This is a genomic window from Allorhizobium borbori, from assembly GCF_014196535.1.
In the GTDB taxonomy this organism is placed as follows: domain Bacteria; phylum Pseudomonadota; class Alphaproteobacteria; order Rhizobiales; family Rhizobiaceae; genus Ectorhizobium; species Ectorhizobium borbori.
Window position 1 is genome coordinate 1 of sequence record NZ_JACIDU010000025.1, and the last position, 16,073, is coordinate 16,073.

Consider the following 16,073-nt stretch of genomic DNA (forward strand, 5'->3'; position numbering starts at 1 on the left):
CTCAACCGCATACCTCAAGCTCAAACACCGTGAGTGGAACACATACTGCTCACAGTTCTCACAATGGGAACACAACACTACTCTCGATGTCTGAGTGACGCTCTCGCTGAAACAAGAACAATGGAGCAGGCGGCGCGCCCACACCGCCTGTTTTTAACCACGGACCGTTTCGACCATGCACCGGGGAGCAAGTCGCCATGCTTGCGGGAAAGAAAATTGTGCCTGATCCGTCGTCCCGCCTTACGCCGAATGCCGGCGTCGACCGATCGCTGCGGCTGATCGTTGATCGTCCCGCGCACGGCGTCGAGGACCCGTTGCTCGATGCGGTCCTGAACGACCTTGATCGGCTGACCAACTGGGAAAACCGTCCACGCGGGGCGATGCGGGTGAACCTCGATTGCATTCGCGACCTCTCCGAGCGTCTGGACTATCCTGAACTGCATTTCCGCTCGATCCATGTGACCGGCACCAAGGGCAAGAGTTCCACCGCCGCCCTTCTGGAAGCCTCGCTCCGAAAGGCCGGCTTCAAGGTGGGGCGTTATTCCTCGCCGCATGTCGATCATATCGGCGAACGCATGACGCTGGACGGCGAGCCGGTGGGCGAACGGGCCATGGCGGAGGTTCTCTCCCGCGCGCTGGATGTGTTCAGGACGGCGCGGCGGGCCGGCACCGCCGGACAGGATGCGACCTGGTTCGACCTCATGACCATCGCTGCCTTCGACCTCTTTCGAGAGCGGGGGGTGGAATGGGCCATTGTCGAGGCGGGTCTCGGCGGGCGTCTCGATTCCACCAATATCGTCGATAGCGATATCGCGATCATCACCAATGTGGAGCTGGAGCACACCGATGTGCTGGGTGACACCCGCACGAAGATTGCCTTTGAAAAGGCAGGCATCATCAAGCCCGGCAGTGTAGCGGTTACGCCACTGACGGAAATGGATGACGCCGGCGCCGTCATCGCGGTCAAGGCGCGGGCGATGGGCGCAACGCTTGCCGTACCGACCATCCCGCGCGACGCGACGCTTGAAGAGCGTAATGCCCTGATCGCCGGGGCGGCGCTCGATACGCTCGGTGAACGCGGCGTGTGGGAGAAATCGGGTTCTCCCTATCCCCGCTCGCTGGGGAACTGGCTGATCGATGACGCGGTGCTAAAGGCCGCACGGCTGCCCGGGCGCATGGAGCGGTTGGCTGTTGCCGTCGATGCGGCGGGTGATGTGCCGGTCGTCATCGACGGCGCGCATGTACCGTTCAATCTGCGTGCCGTGCTGAACGATCTCAAACGTGAATCCGATTTTTCCGGTCCGTTTACGGCAGTCTTTTCCGTTGCCCGCGACAAGGATGCCGAGGGACTTCTCCGCGTTCTTCAGGCCGAGGATGTGGAACTGGTTCTCACCCGCGCCACGACCCGCTCCCGCGATCCGGGGGAACTTGCGGCTATTGCTGCCCGGCTTGGCCTGAAACATGTGGTGGAACCCGACCCGCTTGTCGCCTATAAGGGCGCCCTGCACGACGCGGTCGAGAACGGGCGGTGGGTTCTGGTGACCGGATCGCTTTATCTGACCGGTGTGGTGCACGGATAGGACGGGTCCGGCGCTGGTATGCGCTGGGTCTTCGAAACAGCAATGCTCAAACCAGCCGGAGCCTGAAGACATGCTGGAAATCGCCCTCGATTATAGGCCGGTCGCTGATGTGGCCGCGCGTCTGGCGGGGCGGCCGGGCTTTGCCTTCCTGGACAGCGCCGGTGACTACGGTGAAATCGGGCGCTACGCCTTCGTTGCAGCCGACCCGTTCGGCACGTTTGTCGTGCGCGATGGCGTTGCGTTCTGGGACGATGCACGGCTGCCCGGCACGTCGCTTGAAGCCCTTCGCGACGTGCTCGGTCGCTACCGGATCGCAGGTGATCCCGCATCCTTTCCGTTCCGGGGCGGCGGCATCGGCTACATCGCCTATGACTTCGGGCGGCACCTTGAGCGCCTTGCAACGCCCGCCGATCCCGCGACCCCGGTCGATGATCTGCGGTTCGATTTTTACGACGTCGTGCTGGCCTTCGATCTGCGGGAAAAGCGGCTTGTGCTGTTTTCATCCGGCTTTCCGGCGGAAGGCGAGGCGCGAGAGACACGGGCTCATGAACGTGCGGCGGAGATGATGGCTTGGTTGACCGAGGAGGTGGATACGCCCGGTTTCAGGTCATTCCCGGCCATTGGCGCATGGCGCTCGAACTTCACTGAGGCGGCGTACCAGGCGGCTGTTGCGCACGTTCAGGCTTACATTCTGGCTGGGGACATTTATCAGGCCAACATTTCCCAATGCTGCACGGCCGACATTCCGGCCGATTTCGATCCGTGGGCCTTTTACCGGACGTTGCGGGCGGTCAATCCTTCACCGTTCGGGGCGTTTCTGCGGTCCGGTACGGTTGCGATTGCCTCCAGTTCGCCGGAGCGGTTCTTGAAATGCCGGGACGGAAAGGTGGAGGCGCGACCGATCAAGGGCACGGCGCGGCGCGAAGTGGATGCCGTGCGGGATGCGGCGGTGGCGGAAGCGCTGCTTTCCTCCGATAAGGACCGCGCAGAAAACACCATGATCGTCGATCTCCTGCGTAACGATCTCTCGCGGGTCTGCCAGCCGGGCACGGTGAAGGTGCCAACCCTTTGCGGGCTGGAAAGCTACGAGGGGCTGCATCACCTGACATCGGTGGTCACGGGGACGTTGAAACCGGGCTGCGATGCGGTCGATCTCGTCGCCGCGAGTTTCCCCGGCGGGTCGATCACTGGCGCGCCGAAGCTTCGCGCGATGGACATCATCACGGAAATCGAAGGTGCGGCGCGGGGTGTCTATTGCGGTGCCATCGGCTATCTCGGTTTCGATGGCGGGCTCGATCTCAACATCGCCATCCGCACAGTAACCTTTGAGCCGGGTCGAGCACGCTTTTCGGCGGGCGGTGGCGTAACGCTCCTGTCCGATCCGGCTGCGGAATATGCGGAGACGCTGGTAAAGGCCAGCCGCATCTTCGCGGCTTTCCGGGCTCATGCCGGTGAGGAGGGTGCCTGATGCTGCTCATCATCGACAATTACGATTCCTTCGTCTTCAATCTCGTTCGCTATTGTGAGGAACTGGGGCAGGAGACGCGAACGGTTCGCAATGACCGGATGACGCTGGAGGACATTGTCTCACTGAATCCGCAGGCGATCCTGATTTCTCCGGGGCCATGTTCGCCGACCGAGGCGGGAATTTCGCTCGATCTCATTCGTCGCTTTTCGGGGCGCGTTCCGATTCTCGGCGTATGCCTCGGTCATCAATGCGTCGGGGCCGCCTTCGGTGCGCGGGTGGAGCGGGCGCAGGTGCCGATGCATGGCCGAACCTCGCTGATCTCCCATACGGGGAAAGCTCTCTTTGCCGGCTTGCCGCAGCCGTTGCAGGTGGGGCGTTATCATTCGCTGGTCGTTGCGCCGCCCGAAAGGGCCGACTGTCCACTTCGGATCGATGCCCGCTCGCCGGAGGGGGAGGTGATGGCGCTTTCGCATGTTGACCACCCGACCTACGGGGTTCAGTTTCATCCGGAATCCATTCTTTCCGATCATGGCCACGACCTTCTGGCCAATTTCTTTGCCATCGCCCGCGAGTGGCGCAACCCCCCGCACGAGTGTAATCCATGACCGACCGCGTTTTCGTCTCCAATCTCTGCCTTCATGGCCATCACGGCCTATTCCCGGAGGAAACCCGGCTCGGCCAGAAATTCTATATCGACATCGAGTGTGCTGTGGATCTGGCGCCCGCCGGGCTTTCCGACGATTACGAGAAGGCCGTGGGCTATGATACGCTATGCGACATCGCCACGGCGGTTTCTGCGGCTGGCCCCTATAAGCTCATCGAAACGCTTGGTCATCGCATTGCCGAAGCGGTTCTCGCCCGCTTCTATATCATCACCGAAGTCGTCGTGCGGGTTCGCAAACCCTCCGCTCCCATGGCGGCGATGTTCGATAATGTCGGCGTGGAAATCCGCCGCCGTCGCCGCCGTCGCATCGGTCTGTCGCTTGGATCGAATGTGGGGAACAAGATCGCCAATATCGAGACGGCGCTGTCGTTGCTCAGGACGGAAAACGTCGTGGAGTTCGATGGCATTTCGAAGTTTTACCGCACGGCGCCTTGGGGCAACGAGGATCAGGACTGGTTCGTGAATGTCTGCGCCATCGGTTGGACGACGATGACGCCGCAGGATGTGCTGAAAGCTTTCAAGCGCATCGAATTCCACGTCGGCCGCGTGCCGACCGTTCGCTGGGGGCCGCGCGTCATCGATATCGACATTCTCTTCATTGACGATATCGAAGCCGATGGCCCGGAACTGACGCTGCCGCATCGCGATATGTTCAATCGCGCCTTCGTGCTGGTGCCGCTCAACGAAATTGCGCCCGATCTTTCGATCGGTGGACGGGTGATTCACGCCGAGGTCGAGCGTATGGCGCTGAAGGCCGGCGAGGTCGAGCCGCTGGCGGAATGATACGCTGCAACATTTCCTGAGGGGAAAGCCGCACCGCGCTGCAACGCGCGGCGCGGCGCGTTGTAGCTGTTGGCTACGGAATTTCTTTAATACTGTTGTATTTCAGTTGTTTAAAACTGCATAGCGCGACTTTTATTCGTGGCGTGTGTGTGGTCGGCGATCTGTTTACTGGTGTGCGGATGCGTACAAAAGTCACCGGAAACGCAGAAAAATAGTTTCGCCCTAGTTGATTTAATTTCATGTGGGTGATATTCACTCGACCTATGGAAGGTTCGGAACGGCGGCTCCGATCCAGCGGGCCAGGGGCGCGGCTGGGTGGGATTGCAACCGGAAAACCTCCGTGCCGAGTGTCCTTTATGTGCTGACGACGCCCCTTCGGCGCGCGTCAGGGGTGGGGATGTGAGGCTTCTGGCATACGGCGGCATGGAACCGGCTGATCCGGCTTTGCCGCGGCGCGTCACAACCGAATGAAGAACGAACAGGGTGTGTCAGTTTCTGACGCAAGGAGATGCAATGTCCACGACTGCGAATTACGTCCTCACCGTCACCTGCAAGTCCGCGCGCGGTATCATCGCCGCCATTTCCGGTTATCTGGCAGGCCGAGGTTGCAATATCGCCGATAGCTCGCAGTTCGACGACTTCGAGACCGGCAAGTTCTTCATGCGCGTCTCCTTCCGCTCGGAAGAAGGCATTCCGCAGCAGGATCTGGTCGAGGGCTTCAAGCCAGTCGCCGAGAAGTTCGGCATGGAGTATCAGTTCCACGATGCCGACAAGCCCATGAAGGTGCTTCTCATGGTGTCGCGTTTCGGTCATTGCCTGAACGATCTCCTCTACCGCTGCCGCATCGGTGCGCTGCCGATCGAGATCGTCGGCGTGGTTTCGAACCACTTCGATTACCAGAAGGTCGTCGTGAACCACGACATTCCCTTCCACCACATCAAGGTGACCAAGGAAAACAAGCCGCAGGCCGAGGCCCAGCTTCTGAGCATTGTCGAGCAGTCCGGCACGGAACTCGTCGTTCTCGCCCGCTACATGCAGATCCTGTCCGATAAGCTGTGCCAGAAGATGTCCGGCCGCATCATCAATATCCACCACTCGTTCCTGCCGAGCTTCAAGGGCGCGAACCCCTACAAGCAGGCTTATGAGCGCGGCGTGAAGCTGATCGGCGCGACGGCTCACTACGTGACCGCCGATCTCGACGAAGGCCCGATCATCGAGCAGGATACGGTGCGCGTGACGCATGCCCAGTCGCCGGACGATTATGTCTCGCTCGGCCGTGATGTCGAAAGTCAGGTTCTGGCCCGCGCCATTCATGCCCACATTCACCACCGCGCTTTCATCAACGGCAACCGCACGGTGGTCTTCCCGGCGTCGCCTGGCTCCTATGCTTCCGAGCGGATGGGCTGAGACCGATGACCCAGATCATCAACGGAAAGGACGTCGCCGCCTCCGTGATCGCCAAGATCAAGGCCGCGAGCGACACCCTGGAGGCGAAGTCCGGCGTCAAGCCGGGTCTCGCTGTCATCATCGTGGGTGACGACCCGGCCAGCCACGCCTATGTCGGTGCGAAGGGGCGGATGGCGAAAGAATGCGGCTTCAATTCCGTGCAGCACACGCTGCCGGAAGAGACGACGCAGGAAGACCTGCTGAAGCTGGTGGCCGAACTGAACGCCGATGCGTCAATCCACGGCGTGCTGGTCCAGCTTCCGCTGCCCAGGCACTTCGACAGCGAAGCCGTGATCCAGTCCATTCTACCGGAAAAGGATGTCGATGGCCTCCACGTCGTCAATGCCGGCAAGCTGGCGACCGGCGATCTTGAAACCGGCCTTATCTCCTGCACGCCGGCGGGCTCCATGCTTCTGGTGCGCACCATCCACGGTGCGGATCTCTCGGGCTTGAACGCCGTCGTCATCGGTCGCTCGAACCTGTTCGGCAAGCCGATGGGCCAGCTTCTGCTCAACGCCAATGCCACGGTGACCATGGCGCACTCGCGCACGAAGGACCTTGCCGGTATCTGCCGCACGGCGGATATTCTGGTTGCGGCTGTTGGTCGTCCTGAAATGGTCAAGGCGGATTGGGTGAAGCCCGGCGCGACGGTCATCGATGTTGGCATCAACCGCGTTCCCGCGCCTGAAAAGGGTGAGGGCAAGACCAAGCTGGTGGGCGATGTCGCCTATGCGGAAGCCTCTGCCGTTGCCGGTGCCATCACCCCGGTTCCCGGCGGCGTTGGCCCGATGACGATCGCCATGCTGATGGCCAATACGGTCATCGCCGCCTACCGCAAGGCCGGTGAAACACCGCCTGCCTTTTGAACAGAAAAAAGACCCGGACGGCGGTGCGCCGGCCGTCCGGGATGCGGGTTCTGCCGCACTGCAAGTACCGTGCCTCACTGTTTTTCAATCATCTTCTGCGGATGAAATGACGTTTGTCAGAAGTGATGCCGCAATGCCGGAAAGGCTTGCCAGAAAAGGGAAAATCGATATAGTGAGGAAATAATTATTCTGGATAGGAAAGTCCGGAAAGAAAAAGGGGAACTGACATGACCACAACCTGGCGCTTTACCGCGCTTGCCGATCGCCACCGTGCCCTTGGCTCCAAGCTCGAAGACTGGAGCGGTATGCAGACGCCTTGGACTTACGATAAGGATATGTCTGCCGAGCATGTCGCGATCCGCACCAAGGCCGGCCTGATGGATGTGTCAGGCCTGAAGAAGGTGCACCTCGTCGGCCCGCACGCTCTGGCCGTTCTCGATTACGTCACCACCCGCGATGTCTCGAAGATCTACCCCGGCAAGTCCGTTTATGCCTGCATGCTGAACGAGCGCGGCCATTTCACGGATGACTGCATCATCTACCGCACCGGTCCGAATTCCTGGATGCTGGTTCACGGTTCCGGCTCCGGCCATGAGGAAATCACCAAGCAGGCCGCTGGCCGCAACGTGGCCGTCCTCTTCGATGACGACCTGCACGATCTCTCGCTCCAGGGCCCGCTTGCCGTCGACTTTCTCGCGAAATACGTTCCTGGCATTCGCGACCTCAAGTACTTCCATCACATCCAGACGACGCTGTTCGGCGTTCCGGTGATGATTTCGCGCACCGGCTACACCGGCGAGCGCGGCTATGAAATTTTCGTGCGCGGTCAAGACGCTCCGCTGGTCTGGGATACGATCGTTGCCGAGGGTGCTGAAATGGGGATCATTCCCTGCTGCTTCAGCGTGCTCGACATGCTGCGCGTGGAAAGCTACCTGCTGTTCTACCCCTACGACAATTCGCAGATGTATCCCTTTGCTGACCAGCCTCCGGGCGACAGCTTGTGGGAACTCGGGCTCGACTTCACTGTCTCCAAGGGCAAGACTGGCTTCCGCGGTGCGGAAGAACATGCCCGCCTCAAGGGCAAGGAGCGCTTCAAGATCTTCGGCATGCTGCTTGAGGCGGACGAGCCGGCAGAACTGGGCGACGAAGTCTGGGCCGATGGCAAGAAGGTCGGCGTCATCACCTGCCCCTGCTATTCGTCGTTGACGAAGCAGTCCATGGCGATTGCCCGTCTCGATGTCGACAAGGCCGTTCATGGCACTCCGCTCGAAGTCAAGGGCAAGACGCTTCAGGTCAAGGCCATCGCCCACACGCTGCCGTTCGATGATCCGGAGAAGAAGAAGCGGACGGTCGTCGGTTAAGGGAGGCTGGCATGCTGGTTGAAGGTATCAAGAGCCGGCCTGTCTACAAGGGGATCGATATCGATCCCCGCGCCCGCCGGCACATTTTCGTTCTCGAAGGGGAGGGCGCTCTCGCCCTTCTGGAGCGCAAGGACGCGCTGACTCCGGCCATTCTGGCGGAGTCTGATATTCTCTACGTCGCGCGCGGTTCCGCCGGGCGCGATCACGGTGCGGCTCTGGCCGCGCTCGATGCCGGTTCCGACTGGACGGCACCGACCGTCGAAACGCTGTTTTTCAGGCTCAAGGTCGTTCTTTCCTCTGCCGATATGGGCACGCGTCTCTACATTGCCGGCACGGAAGGCTTCATCGGTCAGGCCATGCAGGCGGCTTTCAGCCTGGGCATGGATGCAACCAGCATCCTGACTGAACATCGCGGGTCGCTTGCCCGCCGCGTTCAATGCGTTCACTGCAAGGGTATGACGGAGAACGTGACCACCAGTCCATTCAACTGTTCCCATTGCGGCCTCCCGCTTCTGGTTCGCGATCACTACTCGCGACGCCTTGGCGCCTTTCAGGGCGTGAATATCGATGCGGAAGAACCGGGCACTGCACCCCAACCGGAGGAGCTGTTCCTGTGAGCACCACCGATTTTTCCGTCCGCGTGGCCAAGGTCACGCCCGTTGCCGAAACCGTCAAACGCTTCCGCTTCGAGCGGGTTGACGGTGGCGCTCTGCCGGTCTTTTCCGGTGGCGCACACGTCGTCGTCACGATGAAGGACGGCAGTCAGAGCCGTCGCAATGCCTATTCGCTGATGTCCGATCCGGCGGATTGCTCCGCTTACGAGATCAGCGTTCTCAAGGCCGATGAAAGCCGGGGCGGGTCGGTTTTCATGCATGAGAAGGTGAACGAAGGCGATGTTCTGACGATCAGCGCCCCGGTCAACCTTTTCGCGCCGGACTGGCGGGGCCGCAAGCATATCCTGATTGCCGGCGGCATCGGCATTACGCCCTTCATGGCTATGATGGCGCAGTTCGAGCGGGAAGGCATTGCGTTCGAACTCCACTATGCCGTTCGTGCCCGTGCCCGTGGCGCCTATCTCGATGATCTTGTGGCCCGCTACGGCGCCAGCCGCGTGAAGATTTATGTCAGCGAGGAAGGCACGCGTATTCCGCTTGAGGACGTGTTGCTTCGCCAGCCGCTCGGCACGCATCTTTATGTCTGCGGTCCCGAGCGGATGATCGAGGGCGTACTGGAAGCGGGTATCAATGCCGGCTGGCCGGCAACCAGCCTGCATGCGGAACACTTCCTGACGCCGCCGCCCGGCAAGCCGTTTACGGTGGAACTGACGCGCTCCGGCAAGACCGTTCCGGTCGGCGAACACGAGAGCATTCTCGAGGCGCTGGAAGGCGCGGGCATCGATGCGCCCTATCTCTGCCGTGGCGGTGCCTGCGGTCAGTGCGAGACGGGGGTTGCGGCCTGCGAAGGCATCATCCTGCACAACGACGTCTATCTCTCCGATGACGAGAAGGCATCCGGCAAGAAGATCATGATCTGCGTGTCCCGCGTCGAGGGACAGCGCGTGCAACTCGAACTTTAACGGACTTCACGCATGTCCGGGAGGCAACCTCCCATCCTCCTGGACGTGCTTCAACGCCGGTATCGGCAGGAGATCAGACCATGGCGATCGTCTTCCGTCAGGAAACCTTCCGCGACGATTTCACCTACCGCAACAGCCCGGAAAACATCCGGCGCTTCCCGTTCCCGTTCCCGGACGACAACTACATGTATTCCGTCAACATGGAGCCGCATGTGAAGGGTGCCAAGGGCACGGTGTTCGAAAACCTCATCGATGTCGATGAGCACTACGTCTCCGAAATGGCGGACCGTGCGCTGGTTCTGAAGCAGGACCCGCTGCGCTGCCAGGCGCTGCCGCATATGATGCAGGCCCAGTGGGACACGCTGGAACTCATCATGGAGCAGAAGGCCGAGGGCTATCCGGAGCATTTCACCCTGACGAAGGATGGTAACCGCTGGCGCTGGATCAACCGCCCGCTCGGCATTGACGACACCTTCACCTTCGGTGACGCGACGACGCTGCCCATGGAGCCGCTGGAATATATCGGCCGCCAGACGCAGGGCGACCTCGCCATTGTCGACCAGCGCGAAAACAATCTCTGGATGGATGCCGGCATCGTCACCACCCAGGCCGATTGGTCACTCGATTTCGACGTGGGTATGAACTTCATGGAATGGCACGGTCCCGTGCCGCTGGCTCATCAGCAGGGCGTTTTTGAGCGCGCGCTGAAGTTTCTTCTGAATTTGCCGCTCGGCAAGCCGACGCGCCGCTTCAACTGGACGATGACGATCAATCCGCGCCTCGACACGAGCCCGGAAAACTTCCCGAAATGGGGCACGGACCGCACGACGGTGACACCGGAAAATGTCGGTGAGAAGGTGCATCTGCGCGTGGAGCTCCAGACGCTGTGGCGTCTGCCGCGTTCCAACGCCATGCTGTTCGTCATTCGCTGCTACCTGATGAACATGAACGAACTGGTGACCGTTCCGAAGTGGGGCCGTCGCTTCCACCGCGTTCTCGGTTCGCTGCCGCCCGAACTCATCGATTACAAGGGTATCACCCGCTACCGCGACGATACCGTGGCCTGGCTCTCGAAATATGATGACGGCGCGCCGACCAGCGCCGGCACGTTCGCAGATTGACGGCGTTCCCAAGACGCGCCGTCATTACCACCTAGAGGGGAATAAAAATGAAACGTATTGCTGTTATTGGGGCTGGCCCGTCCGGCCTTGCGATGCTGCGCGCCTTCCAGTCTGCCAAGGCCAAGGGTGCGGAAATCCCGGAAGTCGTCTGCTTTGAAAAGCAGTCGGACTGGGGTGGGCTGTGGAACTACACCTGGCGCACGGGTGTCGATGAAAACGGCGAGCCGGTACATTGCTCGATGTACCGCTACCTTTGGACCAATGGTCCGAAGGAAGGCCTCGAATTCGCCGATTATTCCTTCGAAGAGCATTTCGGCAAGCAGATCGCCTCATACCCGCCACGCGCCGTGATGATGGATTACATCGAAGGTCGCGTGAAGAAGGCGGACGTCCGCAAGTGGATCCGCTTCTCGACCGTCGTTCGCTGGGTCGAGTACAACGAGGCGACCGGTGATTTCACCGTGACCGTCCACGACATGGAAAAGGATTCGGTCTACAAGGAGCGCTTCGATCACGTCGTCTGCGCCTCGGGCCATTTCTCCTCGCCGAACGTTCCGGAATATCCGGGCTTCGACCAGTTCTACGGTCGCATCGTCCACGCCCACGACTTCCGCGATGCCCGCGAATTCGCCGGTCAGGACGTGTTGCTCGTCGGCGCGTCCTACTCGGCCGAAGATATCGGTTCGCAGTGCTGGAAGTACGGTGCGAAGTCTGTCACGACCTCTTATCGTTCGGCGCCGATGGGGTTCAACTGGCCGGATAACTGGGAAGAAAAGCCCGCCCTGGTCAAAGTCGAGGGCAAGACGGCTTTCTTCAAGGACGGTTCCAGCAAGGAAATCGACTCGATCATCCTGTGCACCGGTTACAAGCACTACTTCCCCTTCCTGCCGGATGATCTGCGCCTGAAAACCAAGAACCGCCTCGCCACCGCCGATCTCTACAAGGGTGTGGTTTATGTCCATAACCCGAAGATGTTCTACCTCGGCATGCAGGACCAGTGGTTCACCTTCAACATGTTCGACGCCCAGGCCTGGTATGTCCGCGATATCATCCTTGGCCGTATTGCGGTTCCGGAAGACAAGCAGGTTCTGCTTGATGATGTCGCCGAACGTGAAGCCCGCGAGGAAGCACAGGACGACGTGAAGTATGCGATCAAGTACCAGGGCGCCTACGTCAAGGAACTGATCGCCGATACGGATTATCCGAGCTTCGATGTCGATGGCGCGTGCTATGCGTTCTTCGAGTGGAAGCAGCACAAGATCGACGACATCATGGGCTTCCGCAACAACTCCTACAAGTCGCTGATGACCGGCACGATGGCGCCGACGCATCACACGCCCTGGAAGGACGCGCTGGACGATTCCATGGAAGCCTACCTCAAGAACTGATGAGTGCAGCCGGCCGCTGAGCCTGTACTTTGAAGGAGGCAGGCGAGACGGTTGAAAGAAATGACAGGCGGTCGGTCGAAGCAAATTCGGCCGGCCGTTAACATTTGTGACGGTGACTATGGCCGTAGGGCAGGCTGCGCGCTGTGTGCGGCGCGAAATAAATTAACAATCCGCAATTCGCCTTTCACGTCGTGGTAACCATTTGCGGAAAATATTATTATCCGTATTCAAGTATCGCGACAGAGGCTAGCCAATGAATTTTCAGGAGAGCGTACTCGGCCGAATGAACGGCTTCCTTTATCGTTGCCGTGCAGATGCCGATTATACCATGCTGCACATGACCGATGGGGTTGAGCGGGTCTTTGGCTATCCGATGGATGAAATCGTCGGTAACCGGATACGCAGCTTTTCTTCACTGATCTCCGAGGATGATCTGGCGCGGATGGATGAGATCGTCGGCGAAGCGCTCGCCAGCAGGACCGACTGGTCCATGGAATATCGCATGCGCCACCGCGATGGACATTACATCTGGGTGGCGGAAACCGGCGGTGGTATCTGGGACGACAAGGGGGAGTTGCTTTATCTCGAAGGCAGCATCATCAATATCGAGTCGCTCTACAGTCGACTTGACGCGCAGACGGCGGAGATGCGGATTACCGCCTCGAAGACGGGCGAGATCCTGCATTCACTTCGCTATCTCAAGCTTCTGGCTGTCAATGCCGGCATCGAGGCCGCACGCGCTGGCGCATCGGGCGCTGGCTTTGCCTATCTTGCGGCTGAAATGCGCCAGCTTGCCAATACCTCCGAAGAGGCCGCGCGGGCGATTTCCGTTGCGCAGAAGAAGTCGGCCTGATGGCATTCAGGCCGCAAGACGCTGAAATTGCTTTCGAATACGGTCTATGTAGTGCTGGCCGGGCGATTTCGCCTCGCACATGGCAACAACTTCGCTTTCCGGTACGCCGGTAAAGTTGCGGATTTCTCCATTCTTGAACCAGATGCGTAGCTGGCCATCCTCCTGGCTGAAGAAAACGCCCTTGATGATGCGTGACTGAACCGGGAACTGTTGCATCTTATGTCTCCTGTGCCGTTCTGCCCACTCTAGCCGGCACCCGGAAATTTTCCGCAAAGGCATGTGGTGAGCGAAAGCTTACCCCTTCTCCCAAAGCGGCTCATGGATAAAAAGACGCCCGGAGAAACCAGGTTTCTACCGGGCGGATTGCCTCGACAGGGCAGGGGAAAGGGTGGCGTATCGCAATGCGTATAGTTGCGCGCGGTATCCGGAACGGAATGAAGGGGTTCAGGAGCGCGGGCGGGTCTTTTCCGGGTCATAGTGCGACAAGGGCACGATGATGGCGGGAATGCGTTTCTGGTGACCGTCGAGTTTCCCGATTTCGATCTCCGTGCCAACGGCCGCATGGGTGATATCCACACGGGCGAGTGCAATATTCTTGCCGAGAACCGGCGAATGGGTCGCTGACGTCACGACGCCGATCTGCGCGCGGCCGATATGCAGGCAATCGCCGTGGCTGACCGTTTCGTTGGCGCCGATATCGAGGCCGACGAACTTCCAGCGCGGGTTTTCCTTGCGGCGCAAAATGGCATCGCGACCAATGAAGTCGTCCTGCTTGGACTTGAGCGGAACGGTGAAGCCGATACCGGCCTCGAACGGATCGGTCTGGTCATCGAAATCATAGCCCGCAAAGATCAGGCCAGCCTCGATGCGCACCATGTCGAGCGCCTGCAGGCCCATGGGTTTCAGGCCATGCGGTTCACCGGCCTCCCAGACGGCCTTGAAGACGGCCGGGGCATCTTTCGGATGGCAGAAGATTTCGTAGCCGAGTTCGCCGGTGTAGCCGGTGCGGGAAATGACAACCGGCACACCCTCGAAGCCGCCGATGCGACCCACGGTGAAACGGAACCAGCCCAGTTCTTCCACGGTTTGCTGGGACGGCGCGGTCCAGAACAGATCTTTCAGGATTTCGCGGCTTTTGGGTCCCTGGACGGCGATGTTGTGCAACTGGTCCGTGGAGGAACGCACCCAGGCGTGGAAGCCCTTTTCCTCCGCCACCTTGCGCAGCCATATGCCGGAATAATCGTCGCCACCAACCCAGCGGAAATTGTGGTCGCCGAGCCGGAAGAGCGTGCCGTCATCCACCATGCCGCCGTGTTCGTAACACATGGCGGAGTAGACGACCTGACCAGTGGTCAGCTTGCGGACGTCGCGCGTCAGGCAATATTGCAGCAGCGCTTCGGCATCCGGTCCCGTCACCTCGAACTTGCGCAGCGGTGAAAGGTCGATCACGGCGGCTGCCTCGCGGCAGGCCCAGTACTCCTCGATCGGACCGGTCGTGGCATAGCGATTGGCCAGCCAATAGCCGCGATACTCGGTAAAATCGCGGGTCATGGGCGAAAGACTGGAGTGGAATGCGGTTTCCCGCGTCAGTTCGGCGTCAGCATCTGGGGTCATGCGATAAGCTACGGCTCTCGTGAACTTCTTTTCGGCGGAATAGGTACGGACGTGGATATCGGTCGGGTTCCACCCGTTGGCGGCATCGATGTCATCGGGGCATGACGAGGAGACGCAAACGATGTCGGTCAGCGCGCGCATCAGCACGTAGTCGCCGGGACGTGACCAAGGCTCGTCCAGATAAAGCTGGTTATGGTCGTCAACATGGGTGTTGTAGAAGAAGTTCAGCGCTTCCCAACCCTTGCGGCCCTTGACGCCGTAAGGTGCGAGCTGGGCGTTGAAATTGTCCGTGCAGTTGACGTGGCCGGGATAGCCCATGTCATCGTAGTAACGCGAATTGCAGGCCGTGGCGAAGGCATCGTGCCGGCCAACCGTGTCCTGCACGATCTCCACCAGCGGTTCGAATTCGCGGTCGAAGGCCTTGGAGGGCAGGCCGGGTGTCGGGTAGGAGCGGCCAAGCAGCGTGCGGGTGATCGTCGCATCGAGCGCGTGCTCTATGCCCTTGTCCAGCTTGCGGGCTGAGAAGGCCTGAAAGTCCGTGCACTGGCGCCCCTGCACGTCGAGGATCTGGATATATTCGCCGGCCCGCACGAAGTAGGCGTTGGCGGTGGCGGCGCGGATGCGGATATCCTGCAGCGGATCGGCCAGCGGTTCAGGCAGAAGCGTTTCGTAAGCGCGCTCGATGCGCGTGCGACGCAGACGAAGCTCGATATCCGTTACGGTCGCCTGTTCACCGGGTGTCATGCCATCGCCGGGGGCAGCGAGGATAAGGAGACCGTCAGCCAGAATGGCGAATTCGGCGCTTTCTTCCGGGCGCGACTGGCCACCGAAAATGCGCAGGGCTTTTGCGTCTGCAATGTTGCCACCGCGGCGTTCAATGGCGCGGCGCAGTCGAGCAGCGCTTTCTTCTTCACTCGATAGAATGGCCTTCAGACCCTCGCCATTGCAGGTGAAGCGATGGCCGATGCCGTGATCCGAAAAGCGACCATCCCTAGCCAGAAAGCTGATTTCGCAGGCCTGCATGCCTTCGATGTCTTTCAGCGTTGCATGATCGCCGGCGGAAACCGGAACAACCAGCGCTCCGCCGCCGCGAACCTTGTAACGCTGCACATCGCGCGGAAGCGCTGGCCTGCTCGGATAGCGAAGGATACTGCCGGAAACAGGCCTTGCCAGCAGCATGGCCGCATCGTGATCCTGCATGTCTCCCTCCTTCGCCAGCAACCTCTTGATCTGCGCAGGATACTGACAAAAGCAGCCGTTCTTGTAAAGCGAAACTTGCCTGTAAAGAAAAATACTTTACTGAAAAAGAGAGCCAACAAGGTGTCGGTCGCACACTGAAAACTGAAAAGGCCC

14 protein-coding genes are annotated in these 16,073 nt (G+C 60.2%); 12 read left to right on the plus strand and 2 right to left on the minus strand.

The features are described from left to right. Positions 1-218 precede the first annotated feature (218 nt). From GGQ66_RS20740 to GGQ66_RS20795, 12 genes are all read left to right on the plus strand, one after another. Positions 219-1,580 carry a bifunctional folylpolyglutamate synthase/dihydrofolate synthase gene (locus GGQ66_RS20740; RefSeq protein ID WP_370686399.1) on the plus strand — a complete coding sequence of 454 codons (1,362 nt, stop codon included), beginning with the start codon at positions 219-221 and terminating at the stop codon, positions 1,578-1,580. Between the two features lie 70 nt (positions 1,581-1,650). Next, positions 1,651-3,048 (plus strand): aminodeoxychorismate synthase component I, encoded by a 1,398-nt coding sequence (gene pabB / locus GGQ66_RS20745; protein WP_183795251.1) that lies wholly within the window; start codon positions 1,651-1,653, stop codon positions 3,046-3,048. Next, on the plus strand, positions 3,048-3,653 hold the full coding sequence (locus GGQ66_RS20750; RefSeq protein ID WP_183795253.1) for an anthranilate synthase component II: 606 nt from the start codon (positions 3,048-3,050) through the stop codon (positions 3,651-3,653). The genes pabB and GGQ66_RS20750 overlap by 1 nt, the downstream gene beginning before the upstream one ends. Next, on the plus strand, positions 3,650-4,495 hold the full coding sequence (gene folK, locus GGQ66_RS23180; protein WP_183795255.1) for a 2-amino-4-hydroxy-6-hydroxymethyldihydropteridine diphosphokinase: 846 nt from the start codon (positions 3,650-3,652) through the stop codon (positions 4,493-4,495). The genes GGQ66_RS20750 and folK overlap by 4 nt, the downstream gene beginning before the upstream one ends. Positions 4,496-5,008: 513 nt before the next feature. Continuing rightward, positions 5,009-5,902 carry a formyltetrahydrofolate deformylase gene (purU, locus tag GGQ66_RS20760; RefSeq protein WP_183795256.1) on the plus strand — a complete coding sequence of 298 codons (894 nt, stop codon included), beginning with the start codon at positions 5,009-5,011 and terminating at the stop codon, positions 5,900-5,902. A gap of 5 nt (positions 5,903-5,907) precedes the next feature. Further along, positions 5,908-6,807, plus strand: a complete 900-nt coding sequence (folD, locus tag GGQ66_RS20765; protein ID WP_183795258.1) for a bifunctional methylenetetrahydrofolate dehydrogenase/methenyltetrahydrofolate cyclohydrolase FolD — start codon at positions 5,908-5,910, stop codon at positions 6,805-6,807. A gap of 227 nt (positions 6,808-7,034) precedes the next feature. Continuing rightward, on the plus strand, positions 7,035-8,168 hold the full coding sequence (locus GGQ66_RS20770) for an aminomethyl transferase family protein (RefSeq protein ID WP_183795260.1): 1,134 nt from the start codon (positions 7,035-7,037) through the stop codon (positions 8,166-8,168). A gap of 11 nt (positions 8,169-8,179) precedes the next feature. After that, positions 8,180-8,785, plus strand: coding sequence for a dimethylamine monooxygenase subunit DmmA family protein (locus GGQ66_RS20775; protein ID WP_183795262.1), 606 nt, complete (start codon positions 8,180-8,182; stop codon positions 8,783-8,785). Continuing rightward, positions 8,782-9,744 carry a PDR/VanB family oxidoreductase gene (locus tag GGQ66_RS20780; RefSeq protein WP_183795264.1) on the plus strand — a complete coding sequence of 321 codons (963 nt, stop codon included), beginning with the start codon at positions 8,782-8,784 and terminating at the stop codon, positions 9,742-9,744. Before GGQ66_RS20775 ends, GGQ66_RS20780 begins: the two co-directional genes overlap by 4 nt. 80 nt (positions 9,745-9,824) lie before the next feature. Further along, positions 9,825-10,865, plus strand: a complete 1,041-nt coding sequence (locus tag GGQ66_RS20785) for a heme-dependent oxidative N-demethylase family protein (protein ID WP_183795266.1) — start codon at positions 9,825-9,827, stop codon at positions 10,863-10,865. 47 nt (positions 10,866-10,912) lie between these two features. Then, positions 10,913-12,253: a trimethylamine monooxygenase gene (locus GGQ66_RS20790; protein WP_183795268.1), complete on the plus strand. Its 1,341-nt coding sequence runs from the start codon at positions 10,913-10,915 to the stop codon at positions 12,251-12,253. A gap of 253 nt (positions 12,254-12,506) precedes the next feature. Continuing rightward, positions 12,507-13,106 (plus strand): PAS domain-containing protein, encoded by a 600-nt coding sequence (locus GGQ66_RS20795; protein WP_183795270.1) that lies wholly within the window; start codon positions 12,507-12,509, stop codon positions 13,104-13,106. A 6-nt stretch (positions 13,107-13,112) separates the two neighbouring features. Here the strand turns inward: GGQ66_RS20795 and GGQ66_RS20800 are convergent, their stop codons facing one another. Further along, positions 13,113-13,322: a KTSC domain-containing protein gene (locus tag GGQ66_RS20800; protein ID WP_183795272.1), complete on the minus strand. Its 210-nt coding sequence runs from the start codon at positions 13,320-13,322 to the stop codon at positions 13,113-13,115. A gap of 228 nt (positions 13,323-13,550) precedes the next feature. Beyond that, positions 13,551-15,920 (minus strand): trimethylamine N-oxide demethylase, encoded by a 2,370-nt coding sequence (locus GGQ66_RS20805; protein ID WP_183795274.1) that lies wholly within the window; start codon positions 15,918-15,920, stop codon positions 13,551-13,553. Between the last annotated feature and the right edge of the window lie 153 nt (positions 15,921-16,073).

What these genes read in the sequence shown, in the direction of transcription:
- pabB (WP_183795251.1), top strand. Translation starts at nt 1,651, where the DNA reads ATGCTGGAAATCGCCCTCGATTATAGGCCGGTCGCTGATGTGGCCGCG.
- GGQ66_RS20750 (WP_183795253.1), top strand. Translation starts at nt 3,048, where the DNA reads ATGCTGCTCATCATCGACAATTACGATTCCTTCGTCTTCAATCTCGTT.
- folK (WP_183795255.1), top strand. Translation starts at nt 3,650, where the DNA reads ATGACCGACCGCGTTTTCGTCTCCAATCTCTGCCTTCATGGCCATCAC.
- purU (WP_183795256.1), top strand. Translation starts at nt 5,009, where the DNA reads ATGTCCACGACTGCGAATTACGTCCTCACCGTCACCTGCAAGTCCGCG.
- folD (WP_183795258.1), top strand. Translation starts at nt 5,908, where the DNA reads ATGACCCAGATCATCAACGGAAAGGACGTCGCCGCCTCCGTGATCGCC.
- GGQ66_RS20770 (WP_183795260.1), top strand. Translation starts at nt 7,035, where the DNA reads ATGACCACAACCTGGCGCTTTACCGCGCTTGCCGATCGCCACCGTGCC.
- GGQ66_RS20775 (WP_183795262.1), top strand. Translation starts at nt 8,180, where the DNA reads ATGCTGGTTGAAGGTATCAAGAGCCGGCCTGTCTACAAGGGGATCGAT.
- GGQ66_RS20785 (WP_183795266.1), top strand. Translation starts at nt 9,825, where the DNA reads ATGGCGATCGTCTTCCGTCAGGAAACCTTCCGCGACGATTTCACCTAC.
- GGQ66_RS20790 (WP_183795268.1), top strand. Translation starts at nt 10,913, where the DNA reads ATGAAACGTATTGCTGTTATTGGGGCTGGCCCGTCCGGCCTTGCGATG.
- GGQ66_RS20795 (WP_183795270.1), top strand. Translation starts at nt 12,507, where the DNA reads ATGAATTTTCAGGAGAGCGTACTCGGCCGAATGAACGGCTTCCTTTAT.
- GGQ66_RS20800 (WP_183795272.1), bottom strand. Translation starts at nt 13,322, where the DNA reads ATGCAACAGTTCCCGGTTCAGTCACGCATCATCAAGGGCGTTTTCTTC.
- GGQ66_RS20805 (WP_183795274.1), bottom strand. Translation starts at nt 15,920, where the DNA reads ATGCAGGATCACGATGCGGCCATGCTGCTGGCAAGGCCTGTTTCCGGC.